We start from the raw sequence: 23,316 nt of genomic DNA on the forward strand, positions 1-23,316 counted from the left end.
AACAGGAGTCACAATGGCAGTTATCGGTCGGATCCACTCAGTGGAATCCTTTGGCACAGTAGATGGTCCCGGCATACGGTTTATCACCTTTATGCAGGGCTGTTTAATGCGCTGCCAATATTGCCACAACCGTGACACTTGGGATCTTGATGGCGGAAAAGAAGTTCTGGTCGATGAGTTAATGAGTCAAATCATCAGCTATCGGCCTTTTCTCGATGCCAGCAATGGTGGTGTTACGGCCAGTGGTGGTGAAGCAATTTTACAGGCAGAATTCGTCGCCGAATTATTCACAGCCTGTCAGCAAGAAGGTATTCATACCTGTTTAGATACCAATGGTTTTGTACGTAAGTACACGCCAGTGATTGATGAGTTACTCGACCACACTGACTTGGTCCTGCTCGACATCAAACACATGGATGATGAAAAACATATTGAGTTAACCAAAGTCAGCAACCATAGAACATTGCAATTTGCGCAGTATTTGGCAGAGCGTAATCAAGCAACTTGGATACGGTATGTGGTGGTGGGCGGATTTACCGACGATGAAGCATCGGCATTACAACTGGCCGAGTTTATCAAGCCCATGAAAAACATTGAAAAGGTAGAATTACTACCCTATCACGAATTAGGTAAACACAAGTGGGAAGCCATGGGCGAAAGCTATCAACTCGATGGCATATCACCACCGAGCCGAGAAACCATGGAAAAGATCAAAGCCGTATTTGTTGGGCAAGGGATTAACGCGATTTATTAATCCACAGTAATAGAAAAGCCAATACGGATAACAGCGGCAACGGCCTAAAGTTCTTCCCAATAACTGGCATCTAAACGCTCAAAGGCTATTTTTAAAATCAGTGCCATATCGAGATAACAGGCTTTAGCGCCTAAAGTTTGGCAATTGATACCCATGGACGACAACTTCGCACTCAACTGGTTACTCCAGTCGAACAGCGTTAACGGTAATGGATGGCGCGCTCGCCAACCTAACCACAGCAGCCCCTGCAACGGTAAGCTGATGAAAAATAAACCGAGAGTGACAGCTTGGGGCAGAAATGCCCAACCGTGAATATACAGCTGGCTCATACTCACAAAAAACGCCAACACTGGCATCACCAGTATGGCGAGCTGAGTAGCTCGGACGACCCGATACTCAGGGAAATAAAAACCCAGTTGTCTAACCATAGGCCAAGTCTTCATATATTGATGACCATCACCTAAGGTTTTGAGGATCTTAATGCTCAATTTTAGACACCAACTACAATGGAATACTGCTTTTACCATAGCACAATCTGGCGAATCGCCCCAAGACTGTTATGGTAAAAACACCGCAGATCCTCATTTTTTTGAATCGTTATATTAAACACAATGGCAAAGGGTTTACACATGTCAAATAATCTGGTTTTAGTTCTCAATTGCGGTAGCTCTTCTCTCAAATTTGCCGTCATTGACGCGCAAACAGGTGACGATCAAATTTCTGGCTTAGCCGAATGTTTTGGTTTAGAAGACTCGCGCATTAAATGGAAAATCAACGGCGAAAAACATGAAGCGGCCTTAGGCGCATTTACGGCTCACCGTGAAGCAGTTGAATACATAGTTAATAAAATTCTTGCGGAACAGCCTGAATTAGCAGCAAAAATTCAAGCCGTTGGCCACCGTATTGTTCACGGCGGAGAAAAGTTCACTCGCTCTGTGATCATCGACGAAAGCGTGATCAAAGGTATCGAAGATTGTGCTTCACTAGCCCCCCTGCACAATCCTGCTCACCTTATCGGCATCCGCGCAGCCATTGCCTCTTTCCCTAAATTGCCACAGGTTGCTGTATTTGATACCGCATTCCACCAAAGTATGCCAGACAGAGCTTATGTCTACGCCCTGCCTTACAAGTTATACCGTGAACACGGTATCCGCCGTTATGGCATGCATGGCACGAGTCATTTATTCGTTAGCCGTGAAGCAGCAAAGATGCTCAACAAGCACATTGAAGAAACTAACGTTATCTGTGCTCACCTGGGCAACGGCGCGTCAGTCACGGCAATCAAAGGCGGCAAAAGTGTCGACACGTCTATGGGCTTAACCCCATTAGAAGGTTTGGTCATGGGTACACGTTGTGGCGATATTGACCCTTCAATCATCTATCACTTAGTTCATCAACTGGGTTACACCTTAGAAGAAGTGAATAACCTGATGAACAAGCAAAGTGGTCTGCTGGGTATTTCCGAGCTGACTAACGATTGTCGCGGTATCGAAGAAGGTTACGCCGACGGTCATAAAGGCGCGACCTTAGCCTTAGAAATCTTCTGCTACCGTTTAGCCAAATACATCGCCTCTTACACTGTGCCACTGGGCCGTTTAGATGCAGTTGTGTTCACCGGCGGCATTGGTGAAAACTCAGACTTAATCCGTGAAAAAGTACTCAACATGCTGGAAATCTTCAATTTCCATGTCGATAGCGAACGCAACAAAGCGGCGCGTTTCGGTAAGAAAGGCATCATCACTCAAGATAAAGGCACGATTGCCATGGTGATCCCAACGAACGAAGAATGGGTTATCGCCGAAGATTCCATTAAACTGATCAACAAATAAAAATGACCTAAGCCGTTTGCTCACCCAAACGGCTTTACGCTTTACATAGCCATACTCACAAGCAAATTTGCAGAAACTCTTCTGCCAAAAACCATCGAAACTAGAGGTTTTTATGTCTCGTAATATTATGTTAATCCCCATAGGTACAGGAGTCGGCCTGACCTCCTTAAGCCTTGGGATGGTTCGCGCACTGGAGCGCCACGGAGTTAAAGTTCAGTTCTTTAAGCCGATTTCCCAACTTAGACCTAATGATAACGGCCCAGAACGCTCAACCACTATTCTGAGTAAATCGCCGACGGTGAATCCGTTAGAGCCCTTCGACATGGCCCATGCCGAAGCCTTAATTCGTGCCGATCAAACCGACGTATTAATGGAGCAAATCATTGCCCGTGCGTCCGATTGCGCCAGCAACACTGAGACCTTAATTGTTGAAGGTTTAGTGCCAACCCGTAACCATCCCTTTGCCGACGATGTGAACTATGCCATCGCTAAAGCCATGGATGCAGACGTGATTTTTATTGCCACGCCGGGTAGCGATACTTCAACTGGGTTAATGAATCGCCTTGAAATCGCCTACAACTCTTGGGGCGGAAAAAAGAACAAACGCCTGATTGGCGCTGTGATCAACAAGATTGGTGCCCCCGTTGACGACGAAGGTCGCGCGCGCCCTGATCTCTCTGAAGTCTTTGATCACCAAGGTGTTCAACGCTCAGATGCGGCCAGCATGTTCCAAATGCCAGGTAAAAGCCCACTGCGTATTTTAGGCAGCGTGCCATACAACCTTGATCTTGTTGCACCACGTGCCTCGGATCTGGCGAAGCATTTAAGCGCACGCATTCTTAATGCCGGCGAAATGCATACTCGTCGTCTGCGTAAAGTGACGTTCTGTGCCCGCAGTATCCCTAATATGGTGACCCATATTAAGACTGATTCACTACTTGTGACCTCAGGCGATCGCTCAGATGTCATCGTTTCAGCCTGTCTTGCGGCCATGAACGGCGTGAAAATTGGTGCCCTGCTGTTGACGGGTAGCTACGAGCCAGAGCCAGAAATTCTTAAGCTGTGTGAACAGGCCTTTGAAACCGGTTTACCTGTGTTCTTAATCGACAGCAACACTTGGCAAACCTCGCTCAACATTCAACGTTTCGACCATGAAGTACCCGTAGATGACGCGGTTCGTATCGATCTTGTGCAGGATTATGTGGCCAGCCACATCGACCAAACTTGGATTGAAAGCGTCACTAAAAACTCGCCCCGTGAGCATCGCCTGTCACCACCCGCTTTCCGTTACAAACTCACGGAATTGGCGCGCGCCGCACACAAGACTGTGGTGCTGCCAGAAGGTGATGAGCCACGTACCATTAAAGCGGCGGCCATTTGTGCCGAACGCGGTATCGCTCGCTGTGTACTTTTAGGTAAAAAAGATGAAATCCTGCGTATCGCCGCACAGCAAGATGTGGTGCTTGGCGAAGGCGTGATCATTATCGATCCAGAAGAGGTGCGCGACCGTTACGTTGAACCTATGTTGGAACTGCGTCGCAGCAAAGGCTTAACGGAAGTCGTTGCCCGTGAACAGTTAGAAGACAACATGGTGCTTGGCACTATGATGCTGGCGCAAAATGAAGTTGACGGTATCGTATCTGGCGCGGTTAACACCACAGCTAATACCATCCGCCCACCACTGCAATTGATCAAAACGGCACCGGGCTCAAGCTTAGTGTCGTCCATCTTCTTTATGTTGATGCCAGATCAAGTGCTTGTTTACGGTGACTGCGCAATTAACCCAGATCCCAATGCAGAGCAATTAGCCGATATCGCCATCCAATCAGCGGAATCAGCAAAAGCCTTCGGTATTGAGCCAAGAGTGGCAATGATCAGCTACTCAACCGGTAACTCAGGCACAGGTTCAGATGTGGATAAAGTGCGTGAAGCGACCCGTATCGCCAAAGAAAAACGCCCAGATCTGATTATTGATGGTCCATTGCAATACGATGCGGCGGTTATGCCAAATGTTGCTCGCTCTAAGGCACCTGATAGTCCTGTCGCTGGCCAAGCCACCGTTTTCGTGTTCCCAGACCTCAATACAGGCAACACGACTTACAAGGCTGTACAGCGAAGCGCGGACCTGATCAGTATCGGTCCTATGCTGCAAGGTATGCGCAAACCTGTGAACGACTTATCTCGCGGCGCGTTAGTCGATGATATCGTCTACACTATCGCCCTAACGGCAATTCAAGCAGCACAAAACGACGCGGCTAAAGGCTAACACAGCGAAATCTGCATAGCGTTACGCGCAAAAAGCACTGGTACTTACCGGTGCTTTTTTTATGCTCAAATTTAACTTAAGCAAGGCTATCGCGCTGCGACAATGGCTCAATAGCAAAGTCAATATGGCAAAAATACGCAAACTAAATACGAGGAAAAAGAATTAAGCGGTGTGAATAAGGTGAGTAAACGGCGAAAAATATCCACAAGTGAAAGTGGGACATGGCGGAAAACTGAAAAGCGTCACTTTTTAACCAGCAGATAAAGCAAGACAATATCAGTGACTTACAAAGTATCACTGAAGTCTTCAACATAGTTTTCCACAGTTTCTGTGGATAACCTTTTTATATGCCTCCTAACTATATGCCACACTCAATAGGCTTGAGTCAACGCATTTCCCAATCGATCGCAAATAACGACAAAACTTGTGCATTAAGTCTAAAATCGCGATACTCAGAACAAATTCCAATAACTAAAACCTATGCGAACTCTATTTTTTATCTCCCTGCTGTTCCTCTTTGGTTGTGGCGATCCCTCGACGGAAGATCAACGCCAGTTATCGCCCGAAGAAGTGAGCTTAGGCTTTTTTAAAGCGATTTATGTTGATCGTAATGTTGAACAAGCCAAGCAATTTGTCGACGATCCCATTAAACAAGTGCTCACCCATTACCATATTGCCGCAGCCGTACAGCGTAATATGCTCGGCCTGTCGATGACCAATGTTGAAATGGAAATTGATGATATCGATATCGACTTTTTCCGTAAATTTACCAAAGACGTCATTGTTGTGGTCAAAATGAAAGGGCTTAAAGGCGGCCAGCCGTGGATTGATGACAGGACCATACGCCTCCACAAGATTGGCAGTAAATGGACTATCGTCGAGCTGATGCCAGAAAAGCGCAAAGTAAACGGTTAATTTCCCTTCTCGCTCGCCTCTTTTATTGCGCATGCCTTGTCATGCGCTCAATCCAAGTACCGATTTCAACCAAAAAAATAGCAACCCTAAGGTTGCTATTTCAATGTGCTTGTTTTGTTACGTCGGACTCATAAGTACCGTCAGTTAATCGCTATCGATTAAGCTTGGATCACTTCTTCTTCGCTTTCAGCAGGTAAAGACGTCAGTACATCGTCTTTCACTTGATAATAAGCATTTTCGTATTCATGAACTTCCATAACAACTCCTGCTTGATTGGGTAAGGTCGCAGAGGCATGTCATTCTATGCTGACATTTTGCCTATGAGGAAAGGGATATATTCCGTGGGCAGGAGTATAACAAAGCCAAAATCATAATTACAGAAAACTTTCAGTTTTGTTCGAGCGCCGGTGCCACCTAAGGCGTATTATCACTTTTAAGGCTCAAAATCTGTCCTAAAAACTGAAAGCCTTTCATTTATGGCAATGATGATTCGCCGCCCATGACGCCATTTAATGCAGCCCTATATGCACAAACGCTATTAACAGAAATCGCTTACAAACAATGAATCTAGGGAAGTGTGACGCTAGCTGCTATCAATTAAGTAATGACGCGAGTAGGAGGTAAGATATGAACGCACTTATTGAGCTTGAAGCCACTACACTAACGACATTATTTAGCCACGGCGATGTATTAGGGATCCGCATGTTTATGGAACACATGAATATGCCATTAGATGTTCAGGACAGGCTTTATGATGAAATTTCCGCCCTCAAACACTTAAACCATCATCAAGTGAGCAAAGTGATTGAAACCTTTGGAGAATCGCAGCTCTCTGAACGATTAAGCTACTGACGAAACGTTTAAGCTATTGAGTAACCATTTACTCATCAACAAGTGACTGCGTAAAAAGCTCAACACTCAAGCTAGTCTGACTGCAAGCTTGGCTTGAGTTTGCACATCCATATTTGTTGCACTTTTAGAATCAGCAATTAAATTTTCCATTTAGCTTCATTAAAAACCGACAAAAAAGGCCAGTTAATACTGGCCTGTTAAGCTAAATCAAGACTAGGTTTGAGTCGATAAACGATAACGCAGCACCTTAAGTGACTTCTCTTCAGACACATCCATAAACGCTGGCGGATTGGCTAAGCGCTCTATGTATTCGAGTGCTGGCGCCGCATCTGCGACCTGCTGGCGTAGGAAAGTGGTATCGAGCTCGGGTGCATTGAGGCAGAGTAACACTTCACCATTATCGGCAAGTAACTCAGGTAAGCGCCTGATTAAACGTACATAATCCTTAGTCGCGACAAAACTGCCCTTTTGATTGCTCGGTGGATCGGCCACAATAATGTCGTAGGGACCGAGCTTTTTCAGTTTGCCCCAAGATTTAAAAATATCATGGCCTAAAAAACGTGCTCCCGCACTAAAGCCATTCAGCAAATGATTCTGTTTACCTATGCCTAATGCGCCTTTGCTCATGTCCATATTGACCACTTCATCGGCGCCGCCTTGCAATGCCGCTACCGAGAAACCACAGGTATAGGCAAACAAATTAAGCACTTTTTTATAGTGCACATTTGCTCTCACCCACTCACGGCCGTTGGCCATATCGAGGAATAAACCGTGGTTTTGTCCGCGCATTAAATGCACCTGAAAGCGTGCGCCATTTTCACTAACAATATGCGGCTCAGGCACTTCGCCTTGCAGCACTTGAGTAAAGGTCTCGCCCACACTGCGGTATTGGTAGACTAAATTCAGTTGGCTATCAGGACGAATGGCCTGCCAACGCGCCGCAATGGCCTGCTGGCATGTGGCTAAATCGTCATCGGCTAAGGGAGTGAAACTGGTCAGCAATAGCACTGGCGCAAACCAATCTAAACATAGGTGTTCACAACCCACGTAGTGTCCACCGCGGCCGTGAAATAACCGCACTGCATCATCACCCAATTCAATTGTCGCTAGCGCTTGTATAAAACTTTGCATCTTCTATTACTTACTCTCTGTTGTACTTGTATCGGCTTCATCGGCATCGGAACTTGAGTTTTCCGTGTTGTTGGCCACGAACTTATCTTCAACATCGTCCGATAATAATATGGCTAACCAGTTACCACTTTTACTCGATTCGAGGGCAATTTTAACCACCATAGTCAGCGGCACCGACAGCAACATGCCGACAGAACCTAGCAACCAGCCCCAAAAAATTAACGATAAAAACACCACTAAGGTCGATAAGCCCAAGCCGCGGCCCATAAATCTAGGTTCAATCATATTGCCCATCACCATGTTGGCACCGACATACAAAAGCGCAGTACCGCCCGCTGCCGCAGGGCCAAGCTGAATGAAGGCTAATAACACCGCTGGAATGGCAGCGATGATAGAACCGATATTGGGAATGTAATTAAATAGGAAGGCGATCACCGCCCACAGCATGGCGTAATCCACACCAATAATGGTTAAACCGACACCGACGATAACCCCGGTCGCTAAACTCACTAGCGTCTTGATCACCATGTACTGATTAACCGATTGCAAAAAGCGGTCAATCTGCTTGAGGCGCATATCGGGATCGTCCAGCGCCAGATGCAATTTCTTTGGCAACGATTGTGCTTCAAACAGCATAAAGACGATGGTTAAGATGATCAAAAATAAATTCGCCATCACATTGCCAACACCCGACAGCATATTAGTGGTCATAGACAAGGCCATGCCAGGGTCAAAATACGCTAATACTTGATCCTTCGAAATCTGAATATTAAAGGAATGTAACTTATTTAATATCCAAGCAAATTGCTCGACTAACTGCACCCGATATTGGGGCAATTGTTTGGAGAACTCATTGACTGAACTGCCGACAACCGAGGCTAACCAGAGGCCCATCAATACAATAAAGCCCATCAAGAGGATCACCGCAAGCCATTTAGGCACACGGAATTTTGTCATTAAACCAATCGCGGGATTACAAATCACCGCCAGAAAACTGGACAGCACAAACGGCACCACAATCGGGCTCGCCGCCTTAATCCCTGCCAAAATAATCACTACAAAGGCCATAACCGCAAAGCCACGGTAAGCAGCGGAGGGCGCATTAGGTCGCGTCATTTATTAAAAATCCTTCTTGATCTTAGATAAAATTGTTAGGCTAACCCGAGAACACACTTAACCTCAGAAACCTTAGCTTAAGATAGCCATTTGCCATTATGAAACCAGAAACCGCGATTATACGCATTAAAAACTTAAGACTTCGTACTTTTATCGGCATTAAAGAAGATGAAATTCAAAATCGCCAAGACGTGATCATCAATGTCGTGATCCATTATTGTGCCGAGCGTGCCCGTAACAGTGATAATGTTGAGGATGCACTCAATTACCGCACTATCACCAAAAAGATCATTGAGCTGATTGAGAATAACCGTTTCTCATTACTCGAAAATCTTACCAGCCAAACGCTGGCCATCGCCAGTGAGCATCCTTGGGTTGAATTTGCCAGTGTTGAAATCGACAAACCCCATGCCCTGCGCTTTGCCGATTCAGTCTCTATGGAGTTGTGTTATCAGAAATAATCTCGCTAGAAATACCCAGACTAAGTGATCGTTGCACACCGTATTTCGGTATATATCCTCAGAGCTCAACCGATAAGAGAGGTTCCATGAATATACTGATCACTGGCGCAAGCGGCTTTATTGGCCGCCAATTAGTCGAACGATTGGCGCCCCATCATCAACTGACGTTATTAACGCGTTCAGTGCAACAAACGCAGAGAATTCTCGGTAATCAGCACCATTACCTTGAGAGCCTCGATGCGCTGAGCGACTTAAATCATATCGACGCCATAGTGAATCTTGCGGGCGAGCCGATCGTCGCTAAGCGCTGGAGCAAAAACCAGAAGCAGCGGATTTGTGATAGCCGTTGGGATATAACGGCAAGATTAACTCAGCTCATACAGCAGAGTAGTAATCCGCCTAAGATCATGGTGAGTGGTTCGGCAGTGGGTTATTACGGTCGACATGATGATAAATTGCTCGATGAATCCAGTGGTGCCCATGTTGAGTTTAGCCATGACATCTGCCGAAAATGGGAGCAAGAAGCGCTTAATGCAAATACTGAGCAAACCCGCGTCTGCATTATCCGTATCGGGATTGTGTTAGGAAAAGGCGGCGCATTAGAGAAAATGCTACCGCCCTTTAAGCTCGGACTCGGTGGCCCAATTGGTCATGGACGTCAAGGCATGAGCTGGATCCATGTGCAAGATCTCATCTCCCTTATCGACTTTTTACTCACCCAAGAACATTGCAAAGGCGTATTCAACGCCACAGCCCCCAACCCAGTCAGTAACGCTGTGTTTACTAAAGCGCTTGGAAAAGCACTCAATCGCCCCGCCCTCATCACGACCCCACCACTTGCGTTACGCTTAGCTATGGGTGAAATGTCTGAGCTGTTGACCGAAGGACAGTTTGTTTATCCTAAACGCGCCCTCGAAGCTGGTTTTCAGTTTCAATTCAGTGACCTCGACATTGCCTTAACCGACGTGTTAGCCAAATAGGCTAGCACGCTGATGCTAACAATCTTGCGGAATCTTGCATAAAACATCGACTATTCGGGCGCTAATGCGCACGAATTTCGGTGCTAAGGCTTGCTAGATGTTGACGTAAGCACAAGCGCAACTTTAGCAACACTAGAAAAACAATATCGTAACATCATGATTTGTAATGTGATTTAGCGACAGCGCGGCACTTTTCTGCTAAACTCGCCTCCATTCGGTCATAGGAGGCACGCATTAATCGCCTCAACCTTGACCACAGATAGACTCAGCAACATCCCATAAATAGACAGTTATTTATGCTCAAGAACAGGCTATTTAATCTGCTGTTCTTGGCCTGTAAACCATAAAACGAAACACACTCGCGCTCACTCATCCTTTAAATTTTTATCGGATTGACACTGATCTGTCCTCGACATCAAGCGCTTAACATCCAGCATTAGCAGGTACTTAATAACAAGATGGGTGACTCCTCAATGGGCATTGTGCTCACTGAAATGCCCACACTAAGACAGTTTGTAAGGAATTTTCATGCACACGACCTATACGATTGGCGAGCTAGAATCATTTTTAATTGCCATTTTCGTGCTGTTTATCGGCCACTCCATCAATCGCCATGTACGTGTCTTTAGGCAATATAATATCCCCGAACCCATAGTGGGTGGCCTCGTTGTCGCCGCGGGTGTCGCATTTCTTCACTTTCAAAATATCAGTCTCGACTTCAGCTTATCGCTGCAAAATACCTTAATGCTGATGTTTTTCAGCACGATTGGCCTCTCGGCAAACTACAAGCTGTTACTCAGCGGTGGTAAAAAAGTATTTATCTTTCTGGGTGTTGCCTCGATTTATATTGTTATCCAAAACGCCGTCGGCGTCAGTTTAGCCAATCTGTTAGGGCTAGACCCGATTATGGGCCTTATCGCAGGGTCAATTACCCTGTCGGGTGGCCATGGAACGGGCGTCGCTTGGTCACAAACCTTTGCGGAAAACTACGGTATCAATACTTTAGAGTTTGCCATGGCCGCGGCGACTTTTGGCTTAATCATGGGCGGGATTATAGGTGGCCCCGTCGCGCAGCGATTAATCGGTAAACATAATCTCGTTTCTCGCTATGGGATTGGTCGTAAGCATCACAGTGAACATCCGCATTTAGTGACTTACGATCAGTTAGAAGAAGATCAAGTTACAGCCAAAACCATATTAGAAACCCTGTTTGTACTGCTGCTGTGTGTTGCAGGCTCAAAATGGCTCACGCTGTGGATCAGCCAATCGGGCATAGCTTGGCTCAAAATGCCCGACTTTGTTTATGCTCTCTTCCTTGGCGTTATCATCGCCAATATCACTGAACTCACCCGCGGCTATAAGCCCCATACTGAAAGTATCGATGTCATAGGCACAGTCGCCCTGTCACTGTTCCTTTCTATGGCTTTGATGACCTTAAAGCTATGGGAGATTTTTGATTTAGCCATCCCGCTGCTCGTCATCTTACTGGTGCAAACCGCAGTACTGGCGGTGTTCGCCTATTTCGTGACATTCAAAGTGATGGGCAGTAATTACGATGCGGCGGTGATCACCGGTGGCCACTGCGGCTTTGGTATGGGCGCAACGCCAACGGCGGTAATGAACATGGGCGCGCTCGTCTCGCGCACAGGGCCGTCACCCCAAGCCTTTATGGTTGTGCCTATCGTCGGCGCTTTCTTTATCGACATCGTTAACTTGATTGTCTTGCAGGGCTATCTGAGCTTTATGAAGTAGTTGCTTTGAAGTAAAGCATTTTGAATCAACCAGCTAACAAAAGGGCGCCTCATTCGGCGCCCTTCTTTATGGAGCAACATCACGAATACTAGAATCCGCGCATGCTAAAACTCGCGCATGAGACGCTCAGGTCGAGGCAAGTAATGATCATCATAGTCAAGGGAGAAAACCACTGAGCTTGAACGGCCAACAATCTCATTGCGTGGCACAAAGCCAATGACCCGAGAATCAGCGCTGTTATCTCGATTATCACCCAGCGCTAGGTAATGCGCGTCTGGCACAGTGACAGGTCCAAAATTGGCAAGCCTTGAGGGAACAGGATTAAGGCGAATACTGTGGGCCATACCGAGTAAGTTCTCCTGCATTTCTGTGACATCAGCGGGAGCATAAGGACTCAATGCTTGGGATGCGTAGCCAAGAGGTTCGCCATTCAAATACAAACGATTATCCCGCATCATCACAGTATCGCCTGGCACAGCAATCACCCGCTTAATGAGTTTTTTATCGGCCTTTTTCGAATCGAACACCACGATATCACCGCGGGCGGGATCCGCCAGTTTGACTAAGGCGATATGGGTAAATGGCACCCTAAGATCGTAGGCCATCTTGTTCACCAGAATGCGATCGCCCTCGACGATAGTCGGCAGCATAGAACCCGATGGCACTGTATTCCAATCAGCCACAGCGCTCCTGAACACTAACATTAAACTGATAAACAGAAAAAAGGAGCGGTTATCCTTAAGTAGTTTTGTTATTCCTTTGAACATATATTCCCTCTCTATGGCATGTATAAGCTAGTCGCTGTTCTCAGTTAGATAGACCCATTGCGTTGCACTAAGTTCTGTTGCTACCAGCTTAAGCACAGATCAATTTGTAAGCCAATGTAAAAACGCATGTCCATGTTCAAGTTCAAACTCAGCAGATTCAGCCAGACAATAAAAAAGCACTGAGCTTATGCGGCATCAGTGCTTTAATTGTTAACGCTGTCTATTTTAAGTCATAAACTCAAGTGTTAGCCCATGCAAGCAACCACTAGCTGCCCGCCTTTAATAGCTCAGAGCAAGATTGGCTGAGCAATTGTCGGCAACGCCACACCCCAAGTAAGGCCACGATTAAAGCGCCAGAAACAGGGGCGATTCCCCACCAAGGCCAGTGCATATACACATTAAGCTCAAACACTTGCGTCTTAAGTAGATATAACGCAAATTCGGCCACTATGACGGCTAACACGCCTGCAATACCGCCAAGCAAGGCAAACTCTAAACCCGTTGCACTGCGCAATAGCCATCCCGAAGCGCCAAAGGTACGCAGCACCGCCAGTTCGCGCTGCCGAGTTGCCATGCCGGCTTCAGTCTGTGCAATCAAGACTAACGCACTGGCCAGTAAAACTAAGGCCAGCACTAAGGTGAGCGACAGCGACACTTGCTCTATGATCTGCCGTAACTGCCCCACCATAGCGCCCACATCGATGATCGATATGGTCGGGAATTGCTGAATAAGCGCAAGGATCACCGCATCCTTAGGCGTACCATCGGCACTCAGCGCTTGGCCGTTTGTTGACTGGTCATTTGTTGACTGGTCATTCGTAGCTTGCTGATCATTCAGATAAAAACTCGCCATCGAGGTATAAGCAAAGGGCGCGAGAGCTTCTTGGGTGAAAATCATAAAGAAGTTCGGCTGCAGCGTTTCCCAGTGCACGGCACGAATACTGGCAACTTTAACTGTGAGCTCTTGATTATCAATCACATAAGTCAAATTATCGCCAATGGCAATACCCAAACGGTCCGCCACGCCAGATTCCACCGACACTTCATCGGTCGCTTGATTAAAATGCCCCTCTAACAGTTCGTTATTGGCTGGCAGCGTATTGCGCCACGTTAGGTTTAACTCGCGGGAAATACCCACTCTGCCCTTTTCACCAGATTCAGACTGTTCATTCGAAATCAGCGCTTCACCGTTAATTTGAGTTAAACGGCCACGGATCACAGGATAAATGTCCGTCGCGACTATCCCCTTAGCCGTCATAAAATCATTTAAAGGTTTAGCATCGTCGGGGGCGATATTAACGAGGAAGTAGTTAGGTGCATTTTCGGGCAACTGCTTTTGCCACTCGTTGAGCAAGTCTTGTCTTAACGCAAGAATCGTCAATAACAATACCAGTGCAGCGCTAAATCCCACCAATTGCACCGCATTTTGCCGCGCACGACGTCTGAGCCCTGCCAGGGCCAACTGTAAGGGATTGGTGGTCTTCATACCAACACTGTGGCCTAAACGTATCATCACAAAGCCAAGCACGCTTAACAGCACACCGAGCAGCAGCACCGCCGCGACCACAGTCAGGGTCAAAGCCCAACTTTGGGAATACAAATAGCCCAGTAACGCCATCGCCCCTAAGCTCAAAAGTAGATGCAGCCACATCCCTAGCTGTAAGCCTTCTAACTGACGCTGTAGCACTCGTAGTGGCGGAATAGCCAGCAAGCGCATCAGAGGATAAGCCGAAAACATAAAGGCGCTGATAAGCCCTGTGCTTACGCCGAGCAATAAGGGCCGTGTGAGTGGCGGCGAATAGGCGGCAATTTCGGGCGGCAATAGATAACTGATCCCAAAATCGAGTAACACACCACCGATAAGGCCAAGCACAATCCCCATTAACGTCACTAACAATAAGTGAGTGCCGAACAACAACCGAATTTGCTTTGCTGAGGCGCCAAAGGTTTTCAGCATGGCCACCACATCGTAATGGCGCTGACAATAACGCTGGGCGGCAATGCCTATCGCGGCGCAGGCCAGTGCAATGCCCATCAAACTTGCTAGTAGTAGGAAGCGCTCAGCTCGCTTAACTGCTCCCGCTATCGGCGAATCACCGGATTGCACATCGACCCAGCGCTGGGTGCTATTGAGAAGCGGTTTAACACTTTGCTCAAAGGCCGTAAGCGAGGCTTCATCGCCAGCAAATTGATACAGATAGGTCACGCGGCTGCCCGGTTGAATCACTCCCGTTTTGGCGACATCTTCCATGCGCATCAATACCACGGGCGATGAAGCAAAAGGATTAAAGCCCGCGTCGGGTAAGCGGCTTATTTCATTGCTGAGCACAAATTCGCTGTTACCTAGTTCGATGGATTTGGGATAACCGAGGAGTCCACCTAAGCGAGTCTCAAACCAGATTTCACCCGCTTGAGGTAAAGCCTTGGTTTTACCGCTGGTGAGTTCAATGTCGCCCTTGAGTGGATAACCCGTTTCAGCGGCGCGAACTGTGACTAACTGAAACTTATCACCCGAATAGACCATGGAATTAAATTGCATGTTCGTCACATGCTTAAGCCCAAGATCCTCGGCTTTGGTTAAAATCGCCGCATCAATTTTAACCGGCGAATCGATAATCCGATCGGCGGCAATAAACTGCGAAGCTTGCCCAGTGATCGCCACTTGCAGGCGCTCACTCACCCGCGCCAACCCACTCACAGACAGTACCGCGAGCGTAATAGCGAGGATAATCAATAACAATTGCCCTTGCTGTAACTCGCGCTTAAATAGGCGCCATGCCAGACTTAACTCCATTGTTAAGCCTCCTTAGCATCGGCGAGCGGTGCTGTATGCGCCGTATCTTCCTGTAAATGGCCGTTATCCATCACCAGCTGCCGCTCACAACGCTTGGCTAATAGTAAATCGTGGGTGACGAGGATAAGAGTGGTGTGGCTTTCTTGATTCAGCTCAAACAACATATCGGCAATTTTATGGCCGTTAACGCTGTCCAAGTTACCCGTGGGTTCATCGGCAAACAGCACTGTGGGCTCACAAATAAAAGCACGGGCAATCGCCACCCTTTGCTGTTCTCCGCCCGATAATTGTTTGGGTAAATGGGTCAAACGATGGGATAAACCGACCCGCACCAGCATGGCTTGGGCTTTTTCCTTAGCATTACTCACGCCCGCAAGCTCGGCGGGTAACATAACGTTCTCCAGCGCGGTTAAGGTATCCACTAACATAAAGGATTGAAAAATAAAGCTGACCTTCTGTTTACGCAGCGCGGCTTTTTGCTCTTCATTCAATGGGGATAACGCCACACCATCGAGCCAAATTTCGCCTGAGGTAGGCGTATCAAGTGCCGCAAGCAGCCCGAGCAGGGTAGACTTGCCCGAACCCGACGGGCCAAGAATAGCCACACTCTCACCTTGCTTGACATCTAAGTTAATGCCCTTGAGGATAGTGAGCGTTCCTTCCTGAGTAGTCACTGATTTTTCGAGGTTAACAACATTGATGGCACTGTTTTTTAAGATGACGTTAGACATAGGATCCTTCTTATATAAATCATTCTGGTATCAATCGCTAAGATTAAAATCAATGGCGAAGACCCTGGGGGCATTCATCCTACTGAGTGTACTCACGGTCACGCCCGCTCACGCAGCAAAGGTGTTGATACTCGGCGACAGCTTAGGCGCTAGCTATGGTATGGCAGAGCAGTCAGGCTGGGTGGCGCTGCTGCAAAAAAATCTGCCCGAACATCAATTTACTAATGGCTCAGTGAGCGGCGAAACCACAGCGGGCGGCTTACGCCGATTACCCGCCTTACTCGATTCCGTCGCCCCCGACCTTGTGGTCGTTGAACTGGGTGGTAATGATGGTTTACGTGGATTCCCCCCAACGCAACTTGAAAATAATCTAATCCAAATCATTACCCTAGCCAAAGATAGCGGCGCAAAAGTGCTGCTGACCGAGATCATGGTACCGCCTAACTATGGCCCTCGCTACACCCAAAAGTTCACCCAAGTGTATCAAGACATATCCAAAACACAGGATATCGTGTTGATCCCCTTCTTTATGCAGGATATCGCGCCCCATCCAGAATTAATGCAGCGGGATGGCATTCACCCCAACGAAAAGGCGCAGGCGCAGATAGCAACTTGGATGCAACCATGGATAGAAGATGCGTTAACCCAATAAAATAGCTGCTATTTTAAGCTGTCGAACCGCTTACTTAGCTAAACTCATGCTCAACGGATAAAAACGTGTTCTAACGCAAGATTAACCCTATAGATAAACAGTAAAATTCGTGTTAGCAAATGGTTAACTCAAACAAGGAGTCAATATGTCCCTTAGCCATCAGCAAAAAGTGTACATACCCAAGGAAGCCCGTACCAATCAATACATCACAGCCGAAATCAAGGTGACGGATGAACTACTGAGTCAATATCCTGATTATCAAAGCTGTTATCAAACCTTAAGCCGTTTGATATTTAATTTGGCAGAACAACACGATCTGCGTAATGTCCACGTGATCACTAACGATAAACTGCCTGTTGTCCGTTACCACACCGAAGCCTATTGCTTCCAAACCACTGAACAAATTCTATTTTTTTATAATCCAGCCTACCACGAAGCCCAAAATTTATTCTCGCAAGAAAACTATCGCGCCCGTAAACTGCGCATTGTCTTCCTTGCCACGGGTGAAGATATCCGCAGTAATTCCGCCAGTTTCCACATTAGAGTGCGCGAATTACTGACAGAATTGATGCCTTTAATGCCGATAAGCGATCTTAAAGTTAAGGTCCGCGACCATCAGCATTTATCCTATGATCTGTTCGCAAAAGCCAAGGGCTATAAAGAAACCTATGGCTATAAACTGCGTGCCATCGGCCCAAGATATAAAGCCAGAAAGTGCGAATTACCAGAGAACGTCAGCTCTCTCACTTATGTAACAGTAAGCTTGCCACTGAGTCGTAAACTTAAGCAGGGTTTATTACCTGACTCAGCAACCGACTTTACGCCGTTATATCAACATCTTGAAGATTGCTTCCTCAAAGCGGCAGCCAACAGACAATTGACGCGTCTTGCCATGATAGCAAACGGCTTAACCCCGCTGGTGCGTAACAGTAAGTTTGAAAAACTCGACAGCAAAGCCGAAGTACAAATGATAGGGTTCGATCCTAATGCGACTGAGCAACAAGTGATCCGTCGCTGGAATGCCGATAACTTAGTCGAAGCCGCGCACTTCACCATAGTCGCGGGCACCAAAGACTGTGATGATTCAGGCTTCGGACGCTTTATGAACAATGTCGAAACAGCCCTGAAGGCCTTCGCCGCAGATATCGGTGTAGACCCAGAGCGTGAAGATCTCGTCGTACGCTTCCATCAACATATCAGCTATCAAATCTGATTAACGCGACATTCGATTCGCTAAAACCCAAAGGGCGCATTAAGCGCCCTTTTCTTTCTGAATGTATTCAAGCTGATATCGGGTGATAACCTAGCTTTTCAACCAATGCTTTATGATAGTCACCACTTTATCGTAATCATCATCAAAGCTATGACCACCGTCTAACTCCATCACAGTCACATTCGGCTGTTTTACTACTGGGCACAAATGCTTAGGGGCATCATCGTCTTTGCCGTATAAGCACAGCATAGGCACTGTCGTCTGCTTATTCACCTCGGGCAACGTCAGATAGCTCGCGGACTCATTGCTAGAAGTAACGATTTCACTCATATGCACTTCAAAATCCGACGTCTGCGACGGTGACAATAACACCCCGCCGAGGATCTTATGTCGATACTTAAGTGGCAGCTCATTAAGCACAAAAGGAATGATTTCGGCGCCAAAGGAATAGCCAACCAATACCACCTTTTGTGTGCCAAATTCGGCCTCGAACTTATCAATAATGGCCATAGTATCTTGAGTCACGTCCTTGGGATCTTTTTGTTTCCAGTAGTATTTTAGCGAACTCCACCCCACCACTGGCCAGCCCTGCTGTTGCAATAACTGGCTCACACCTTGATCTAAATTAGCCCAGCCACCATCGCCACTCATAAAGATGACTAAGGGCGGCTTTTTCGCACTCGCTTTGTCATTTGCGCTGCTAACGACCGGCAGAAGTGTCAGACCGAGTGAGTCAGCAAAGTCATCAGCTAAGACACTAAAGCTACTGCAAAACATCATCATAAGGCTTAGTATTTTCACAAAGGATTTATTCATCGTTCACCTACTTTTTAAATACACCGGTTGCACCACGACTCGTTAATGTCACTAAACTGCCCACCACAATTGGCAGAGATAATCCGCCATAACAAATCAAATACTTGGCCTCCCACGTTGGATTAAACTTATCCTTGTATCTTCTAAGCCCCTGAAAGTTATAAAACTTATTACCCTTCTTATACACAACCTTCGCTAGCTTAGTCCAAAATGGCACTAACGCTCTGTCGGTCAAGCCTGACATCGGCGCCATCCCGAGATTAAACCTCTGATAGCCTTGCTGTTTTCCCCATAGCAATAGTTCAGTAAACAGAAAATCCATGATGTTACTGCTCGATAATTTAGGCTCGTAACGCATTAGATCGACAGAAAATTCAACCTGAGCAGCACTAGCCCAAATATTTGAAAACGCCACGAGCTCACCGTTTGCATACACTAATGCCATAGGTGTCGAGCACAGATAAGCGGCAGAGAAATAGCCGACCGAAAACCCCTTTTCGCGCCCTTGCTTCGCCTTTAACCAAGTCGATGATATGGCTTCTAATTGCGGCAGTATGGCCCTCACTTGACTCGCCTCAATCACAGCAAAACTCAAGCCTTCACGCTGCGCCTTGGCATGACTCTGGCGCAAACTCCGATAGCGACTCGACGGTAAGTCAAATTGGTCGAGCTGAACAATCGCCTCCTCGCCTAATTTATATAAACCTAATCCTTGCTCTAAAAAGCTCGGCAGGTATTTTTGCGTCACTTGATAAAATACCGGCCAACCATCGTAGGCATCGCATAACTCCCTAAACTGCCACAATAAATCATCAAATTTATGTTGATTACCAATTGGATCGCCCATTACCACCCAGCAATGTCCAGCCCTTGCATACATAAGAAAGGCGTCTTTATCCTCGTTAAATAGGATTGATTTATCTTGCACTAAGGCTAAATAGCCATGACTGCTCGGCGACTGCGCGACAATCTCCATCGCTTGCTTTAATGAAGGCGTGTCCAGTTGTGGTGATTTAAGCTGAGTACGAGACGAGAAATAGCGCACGGCAAAGGTAAGCACGATAAAGATAGCAATCGCTCCTCCTCGCAATGCTCGTGATACATGGCTATCGGGGGAGAAGGTAAACCAGAGTGAATGATCATAATCAACATCTTGATAGGAGAAAAATAATACCCAAATCATCAAGAATAAGGCGGCAGAAAGTGATAACAGCCAACCCAAAGAGTATTTAATCCCGACGACTGAACCCTTTCGATAAAACAAATTCTCACATGGCAACATCAATGCGTACATTAATCCTATCGCGAGTGATATTTCCCATTCCGCGCCCTTAAGCATAATAAATAACATGCCCACCAACAGCAGTTTTTTCGTTAATTCAAAGGCATTATGGTAGCGTTTAAATAATCCATGGGATAACAACAATAGCAAGACACCACTCACACTCAAAATGATGCTCGATATTTCGATGATCGGCAGCGGTACTAACTCACCTAACCAGTGATACTTATGAATAATTGAAGGGTTAACCACTGACAAGAGTAATAATAAACCTGAGCTAAATACACTGATACTCAGTAGCGGTGGTAACAGTTGGCGGATAAATGCAACTCGAGTATTTAATTTTACAATTTTATCTTTATTTGACAGTGCGATCGTAATAACAAAGTATGCCAAAGAAATTAAAAATGGAATAATGTAATAAATGATCCGATAGATAATAATGGCGCCGAGGATTTGCTCAACCGGTAAATATTGCGATAAGGCCACAGTCACTACGGACTCGAGCACCCCAATACCACCCGGCACATGGGCAAGCACCCCAAGCGCATTCGCAACAAAGAAAATACTTAAGACCTGTATATAGCCCAAATTTTCTACCGCAGGCAGTAAGCTATAAAACAAGGTTCCTACGACAATCCAATCAAGTGAAGACACCAACAACTGTCTTAAAGATACAGATAACAGAGGTGGCGTAATTTCAAAGCCACGAAAGTTAAATGGCTTTTTCCGCAGCACACTCATCAGTAAATAGCCCAATACACTGAGCAGCATGCCAATACCGATTACTGTGGTTAATGAAAATAGCCATGTTGGCAAAGGTAAGGCTGATAATTGTTCAGCAGGAAAGCATACCAATGCAATACCACAAATAAAAAAGAGTCCGAGGAAGAATGTCACTGAACATGAAATGACTATTTGAGTGATTTTATTACCACTTAAGCCGAGTTCGGAATAAAAATTATATCTTATCGACGTCCCTGTTAACAGCGAGAACCCTATAGTATTGGAGAAGGTAAAACCCAGAAAAGAAATAGGCACTATTTTACGATAAGGTATCTCCTTATCGACATTTCGAACGGCAACAAAATCGTACAAGGTTAATAAAGAGTAACTTCCCACGGTAAGTAGTGCTGCACATAACAACTCAAAAAATGAAAAACCTTTAACCTCTTTAATAATGTCACTTAATTGATATTCTTGCTCTAAATTATAGAGCAAGAGTAATGAGACAGTGAATATTATAAGGCTAATAAACACCCGCACTCGTCTCCCCATGTTAATCTCCAGCACCTAAGACTGATTCAGCTAAGGTTATTTAACGTCAACATTGAAACAGCATTAAAAATTAATTAACTTTAGTTTAATACCAGTCACATTAAATATCTAATCAGTTCAGAGCCTCACAGGCATCTCAATCCAAGGCGCATTGACGCGGAAATGGTTATTCCCTTTTAAGTCAATGCAACACCGGAGTGGGATGCCTGTGAGGCTCCCGAAGGGCGGGTTTCAACGCGCTTTATACTGCGTTTAAGGCTTTCGACAGAGCACCACTATGCCTTCAAGCCTTCGCCTTGTCTAAAGCGCGTTGAACTCCCGCTGAATGAACAGATATTTAATACGATTGGTATTATTTGTAACACCACTTTATCGACGGGATTTTTAACATAGGGATTTTTCATTCGCAATGGATTTACGCATTTGCTGCATGACGTTTTATTAATGTGCTTAACAAGCTGATAGCAATAGTGAGTGAATGATTTTAAATTGAGGGGGGAATAAAATAAAAGCCAAAAAAAATCTGCAATAGATACGCAGCTTTGGGCGTTAAGCCAAACAAAAAAGTGTGAATACTCAAAAAGTATTCACACTAGATTCCGTTACATTGGACGGTTTTTCTCGATAAGACGATTAAAAATGGCATTCACAGATAAAGAGGCGCCATGGGCAATTTTAGCGGCAAGTTTCTTTCTCACCTGATAACGCATCTTATACACAGTGCGCTCTGCGGCAAGTGACATAATCACATCATCACTGGTCGAAATCGCATCAACCAACCCTAATTCAATGGCTTGCTGGCCGTACCAATGCTCGCCAGTAGCCACTTTCACTAAATCCAACTCAGGGCGATATTTACCGACAAACGCTTTGAATAAGACGTGGGTTTCTTCGAGTTCTTCTTGAAACTTCTGTCTTCCCTCATCGGAGTTTTCACCAAACACTGTCAAGGTGCGTTTAAAATTCCCGGCGGTATGTTGCTCATAATCGATTTCATGCTTTTTCAGCAAACGATTAAAATTCGGCAGTTGAGCAACAACACCAATTGAACCAACAATTGCAAAAGGCGCCGCATAAATTTTATTCGCAACACAGGCCATCATATAACCGCCACTAGCAGCCACTTTATCAACGCATACTGTTAGCGGAATATCGGCTTGGCGTAAACGGTCAAGCTGGCTGGAGGCTAAACCATAGCCATGCACCATACCGCCGCCACTTTCGACATTAACAACCACTTCATCGCCTTTTTCCGCGATAGCTAAAATGGCACTGATTTCTTCACGCAGTGACGCAACCTCAGCAGCATCGATACTGCCCTTGAAATCGATCACGAACACTTTGCCCGTGCTGGCATCATCAGCAGCTTTGTCTTTCGCCTTTTCTTCTGCCTTTAATTGCTTCTCATAGGCTTTGAATTGCTTCTTTGAAAGGAGTTCTTCTTTTAAGCCATGCTTCAGTTCTTCTAACTCTTCAGACAGGTTAGTGATCCTCAGCTCGCCCTTATCTGACTTATGTTTAACAGTGGAAGCCAACACCACAATAATAACCGCAACGATTGCGACCACTATCGTGACGGCTTTCGCCAAAAACATTCCATACTCGTATAAAAATTCCAAAGTGCTCTCCGTTAGGGCGTTACATCAATCAGTCAATTGCGCGCTATTCTAACAGCCTAAAGGCCCATAAAAAAACCCAGCATTCGCTGGGTTTTTCCGATTAAGCGC

At 46.1% G+C, this 23,316-nt stretch carries 19 protein-coding genes; 10 read left to right on the plus strand and 9 right to left on the minus strand.

All coding sequences use genetic code 11. The features are described 5' to 3' along the window. Window positions 1-13: 13 nt before the first annotated feature. The gene (pflA, locus tag Q4Q52_RS09090) at window positions 14-754 is read left to right on the plus strand and encodes a pyruvate formate lyase 1-activating protein (RefSeq protein WP_063884797.1); all 741 of its coding nucleotides are present in this window, start codon (window positions 14-16) and stop codon (window positions 752-754) included. Window positions 755-798: 44 nt separating this feature from the next. Here pflA and yfbV read toward each other — a convergent pair whose 3' ends face one another. Beyond that, complete coding sequence (gene yfbV / locus Q4Q52_RS09095; RefSeq protein ID WP_086010619.1) at window positions 799-1,242, minus strand: terminus macrodomain insulation protein YfbV; 444 nt, start codon at window positions 1,240-1,242, stop codon at window positions 799-801. Between the two features lie 141 nt (window positions 1,243-1,383). On the opposite strand from yfbV, the gene ackA reads away from it, so the two are divergent. The 4 genes from ackA (at window position 1,384) to Q4Q52_RS09115 (ending at window position 6,616) form a co-directional block, all read left to right on the plus strand. Beyond that, window positions 1,384-2,583, plus strand: coding sequence for an acetate kinase (ackA, locus tag Q4Q52_RS09100; RefSeq protein ID WP_311990428.1), 1,200 nt, complete (start codon window positions 1,384-1,386; stop codon window positions 2,581-2,583). Between the two features lie 112 nt (window positions 2,584-2,695). After that, window positions 2,696-4,849 (plus strand): phosphate acetyltransferase, encoded by a 2,154-nt coding sequence (gene pta, locus Q4Q52_RS09105; protein ID WP_006082162.1) that lies wholly within the window; start codon window positions 2,696-2,698, stop codon window positions 4,847-4,849. Window positions 4,850-5,329: 480 nt separating this feature from the next. After that, entirely contained in the window at window positions 5,330-5,764 is a 435-nt protein-coding gene (locus Q4Q52_RS09110; protein WP_106650890.1) for a hypothetical protein, read from the plus strand. 627 nt (window positions 5,765-6,391) lie between these two features. Continuing rightward, window positions 6,392-6,616, plus strand: a complete 225-nt coding sequence (locus Q4Q52_RS09115) for a hypothetical protein (RefSeq protein ID WP_311898254.1) — start codon at window positions 6,392-6,394, stop codon at window positions 6,614-6,616. Between the two features lie 213 nt (window positions 6,617-6,829). Here the strand turns inward: Q4Q52_RS09115 and Q4Q52_RS09120 are convergent, their stop codons facing one another. Then, on the minus strand, window positions 6,830-7,747 hold the full coding sequence (locus Q4Q52_RS09120; RefSeq protein ID WP_311990429.1) for a class I SAM-dependent methyltransferase: 918 nt from the start codon (window positions 7,745-7,747) through the stop codon (window positions 6,830-6,832). Window positions 7,748-7,753: 6 nt separating this feature from the next. After that, entirely contained in the window at window positions 7,754-8,863 is a 1,110-nt protein-coding gene (locus tag Q4Q52_RS09125; RefSeq protein ID WP_311898252.1) for an AI-2E family transporter, read from the minus strand. A gap of 98 nt (window positions 8,864-8,961) precedes the next feature. Here Q4Q52_RS09125 and folX point away from each other — a divergent pair, with 98 nt between their 5' ends. The 3 genes from folX to gltS all read left to right on the plus strand — a co-directional run bounded on the left by folX (window position 8,962) and on the right by gltS (window position 12,056). Next, window positions 8,962-9,324, plus strand: a complete 363-nt coding sequence (gene folX, locus Q4Q52_RS09130; protein ID WP_006082167.1) for a dihydroneopterin triphosphate 2'-epimerase — start codon at window positions 8,962-8,964, stop codon at window positions 9,322-9,324. Between the two features lie 86 nt (window positions 9,325-9,410). Further along, entirely contained in the window at window positions 9,411-10,304 is an 894-nt protein-coding gene (locus Q4Q52_RS09135; RefSeq protein WP_311990430.1) for a TIGR01777 family oxidoreductase, read from the plus strand. A 528-nt stretch (window positions 10,305-10,832) separates the two neighbouring features. Continuing rightward, entirely contained in the window at window positions 10,833-12,056 is a 1,224-nt protein-coding gene (gene gltS, locus Q4Q52_RS09140) for a sodium/glutamate symporter (protein ID WP_006082169.1), read from the plus strand. Between the two features lie 104 nt (window positions 12,057-12,160). On the opposite strand, the gene lepB is transcribed toward gltS, so the two are convergent. The 3 genes from lepB to Q4Q52_RS09155 form a co-directional block, all read right to left on the minus strand. Beyond that, on the minus strand, window positions 12,161-12,823 hold the full coding sequence (lepB, locus tag Q4Q52_RS09145; protein WP_006085417.1) for a signal peptidase I: 663 nt from the start codon (window positions 12,821-12,823) through the stop codon (window positions 12,161-12,163). A 265-nt stretch (window positions 12,824-13,088) separates the two neighbouring features. Beyond that, entirely contained in the window at window positions 13,089-15,617 is a 2,529-nt protein-coding gene (locus Q4Q52_RS09150) for an FtsX-like permease family protein (protein WP_311990431.1), read from the minus strand. A 2-nt stretch (window positions 15,618-15,619) separates the two neighbouring features. Next, window positions 15,620-16,348, minus strand: coding sequence for an ABC transporter ATP-binding protein (locus tag Q4Q52_RS09155; protein WP_006082172.1), 729 nt, complete (start codon window positions 16,346-16,348; stop codon window positions 15,620-15,622). A gap of 52 nt (window positions 16,349-16,400) precedes the next feature. On the opposite strand from Q4Q52_RS09155, the gene Q4Q52_RS09160 reads away from it, so the two are divergent. Then, window positions 16,401-17,000: an arylesterase gene (locus Q4Q52_RS09160; RefSeq protein ID WP_011847134.1), complete on the plus strand. Its 600-nt coding sequence runs from the start codon at window positions 16,401-16,403 to the stop codon at window positions 16,998-17,000. A 145-nt stretch (window positions 17,001-17,145) separates the two neighbouring features. Further along, a complete protein-coding gene (locus tag Q4Q52_RS09165) occupies window positions 17,146-18,213 on the plus strand; it encodes a DUF3083 family protein (RefSeq protein WP_006082174.1) in 1,068 nt (355 codons plus the stop codon). Window positions 18,214-18,303: 90 nt separating this feature from the next. On the opposite strand, the gene Q4Q52_RS09170 is transcribed toward Q4Q52_RS09165, so the two are convergent. The 3 genes from Q4Q52_RS09170 to sohB form a co-directional block, all read right to left on the minus strand. After that, entirely contained in the window at window positions 18,304-19,029 is a 726-nt protein-coding gene (locus Q4Q52_RS09170; RefSeq protein WP_006085420.1) for an AcvB/VirJ family lysyl-phosphatidylglycerol hydrolase, read from the minus strand. A 7-nt stretch (window positions 19,030-19,036) separates the two neighbouring features. Continuing rightward, entirely contained in the window at window positions 19,037-21,589 is a 2,553-nt protein-coding gene (gene mprF, locus Q4Q52_RS09175) for a bifunctional lysylphosphatidylglycerol flippase/synthetase MprF (protein ID WP_311990432.1), read from the minus strand. A 602-nt stretch (window positions 21,590-22,191) separates the two neighbouring features. Continuing rightward, window positions 22,192-23,208 carry a protease SohB gene (gene sohB / locus Q4Q52_RS09180; RefSeq protein WP_311990433.1) on the minus strand — a complete coding sequence of 339 codons (1,017 nt, stop codon included), beginning with the start codon at window positions 23,206-23,208 and terminating at the stop codon, window positions 22,192-22,194. Between the last annotated feature and the right edge of the window lie 108 nt (window positions 23,209-23,316).

It is taken from the genome of Shewanella sp. SP1S2-4, assembly GCF_031932075.1.
Classification (GTDB): Bacteria; Pseudomonadota; Gammaproteobacteria; order Enterobacterales; family Shewanellaceae; genus Shewanella; species Shewanella baltica.

Bases quoted from the DNA above. Each gene is read 5' to 3' on its own strand.
- gltS (WP_006082169.1), top strand. From the start codon at position 10,833: ATGCACACGACCTATACGATTGGCGAGCTAGAATCATTTTTAATTGCC.
- Q4Q52_RS09115 (WP_311898254.1), top strand. From the start codon at position 6,392: ATGAACGCACTTATTGAGCTTGAAGCCACTACACTAACGACATTATTT.
- ackA (WP_311990428.1), top strand. From the start codon at position 1,384: ATGTCAAATAATCTGGTTTTAGTTCTCAATTGCGGTAGCTCTTCTCTC.
- Q4Q52_RS09165 (WP_006082174.1), top strand. From the start codon at position 17,146: ATGTCCCTTAGCCATCAGCAAAAAGTGTACATACCCAAGGAAGCCCGT.
- Q4Q52_RS09110 (WP_106650890.1), top strand. From the start codon at position 5,330: ATGCGAACTCTATTTTTTATCTCCCTGCTGTTCCTCTTTGGTTGTGGC.
- Q4Q52_RS09150 (WP_311990431.1), bottom strand. From the start codon at position 15,617: ATGGAGTTAAGTCTGGCATGGCGCCTATTTAAGCGCGAGTTACAGCAA.
- pta (WP_006082162.1), top strand. From the start codon at position 2,696: ATGTCTCGTAATATTATGTTAATCCCCATAGGTACAGGAGTCGGCCTG.
- pflA (WP_063884797.1), top strand. From the start codon at position 14: ATGGCAGTTATCGGTCGGATCCACTCAGTGGAATCCTTTGGCACAGTA.
- Q4Q52_RS09155 (WP_006082172.1), bottom strand. From the start codon at position 16,348: ATGTCTAACGTCATCTTAAAAAACAGTGCCATCAATGTTGTTAACCTC.
- Q4Q52_RS09120 (WP_311990429.1), bottom strand. From the start codon at position 7,747: ATGCAAAGTTTTATACAAGCGCTAGCGACAATTGAATTGGGTGATGAT.
- lepB (WP_006085417.1), bottom strand. From the start codon at position 12,823: ATGTTCAAAGGAATAACAAAACTACTTAAGGATAACCGCTCCTTTTTT.
- Q4Q52_RS09170 (WP_006085420.1), bottom strand. From the start codon at position 19,029: ATGAATAAATCCTTTGTGAAAATACTAAGCCTTATGATGATGTTTTGC.
- Q4Q52_RS09160 (WP_011847134.1), top strand. From the start codon at position 16,401: ATGGCGAAGACCCTGGGGGCATTCATCCTACTGAGTGTACTCACGGTC.
- mprF (WP_311990432.1), bottom strand. From the start codon at position 21,589: ATGGGGAGACGAGTGCGGGTGTTTATTAGCCTTATAATATTCACTGTC.
- Q4Q52_RS09125 (WP_311898252.1), bottom strand. From the start codon at position 8,863: ATGACGCGACCTAATGCGCCCTCCGCTGCTTACCGTGGCTTTGCGGTT.
- folX (WP_006082167.1), top strand. From the start codon at position 8,962: ATGAAACCAGAAACCGCGATTATACGCATTAAAAACTTAAGACTTCGT.
- Q4Q52_RS09135 (WP_311990430.1), top strand. From the start codon at position 9,411: ATGAATATACTGATCACTGGCGCAAGCGGCTTTATTGGCCGCCAATTA.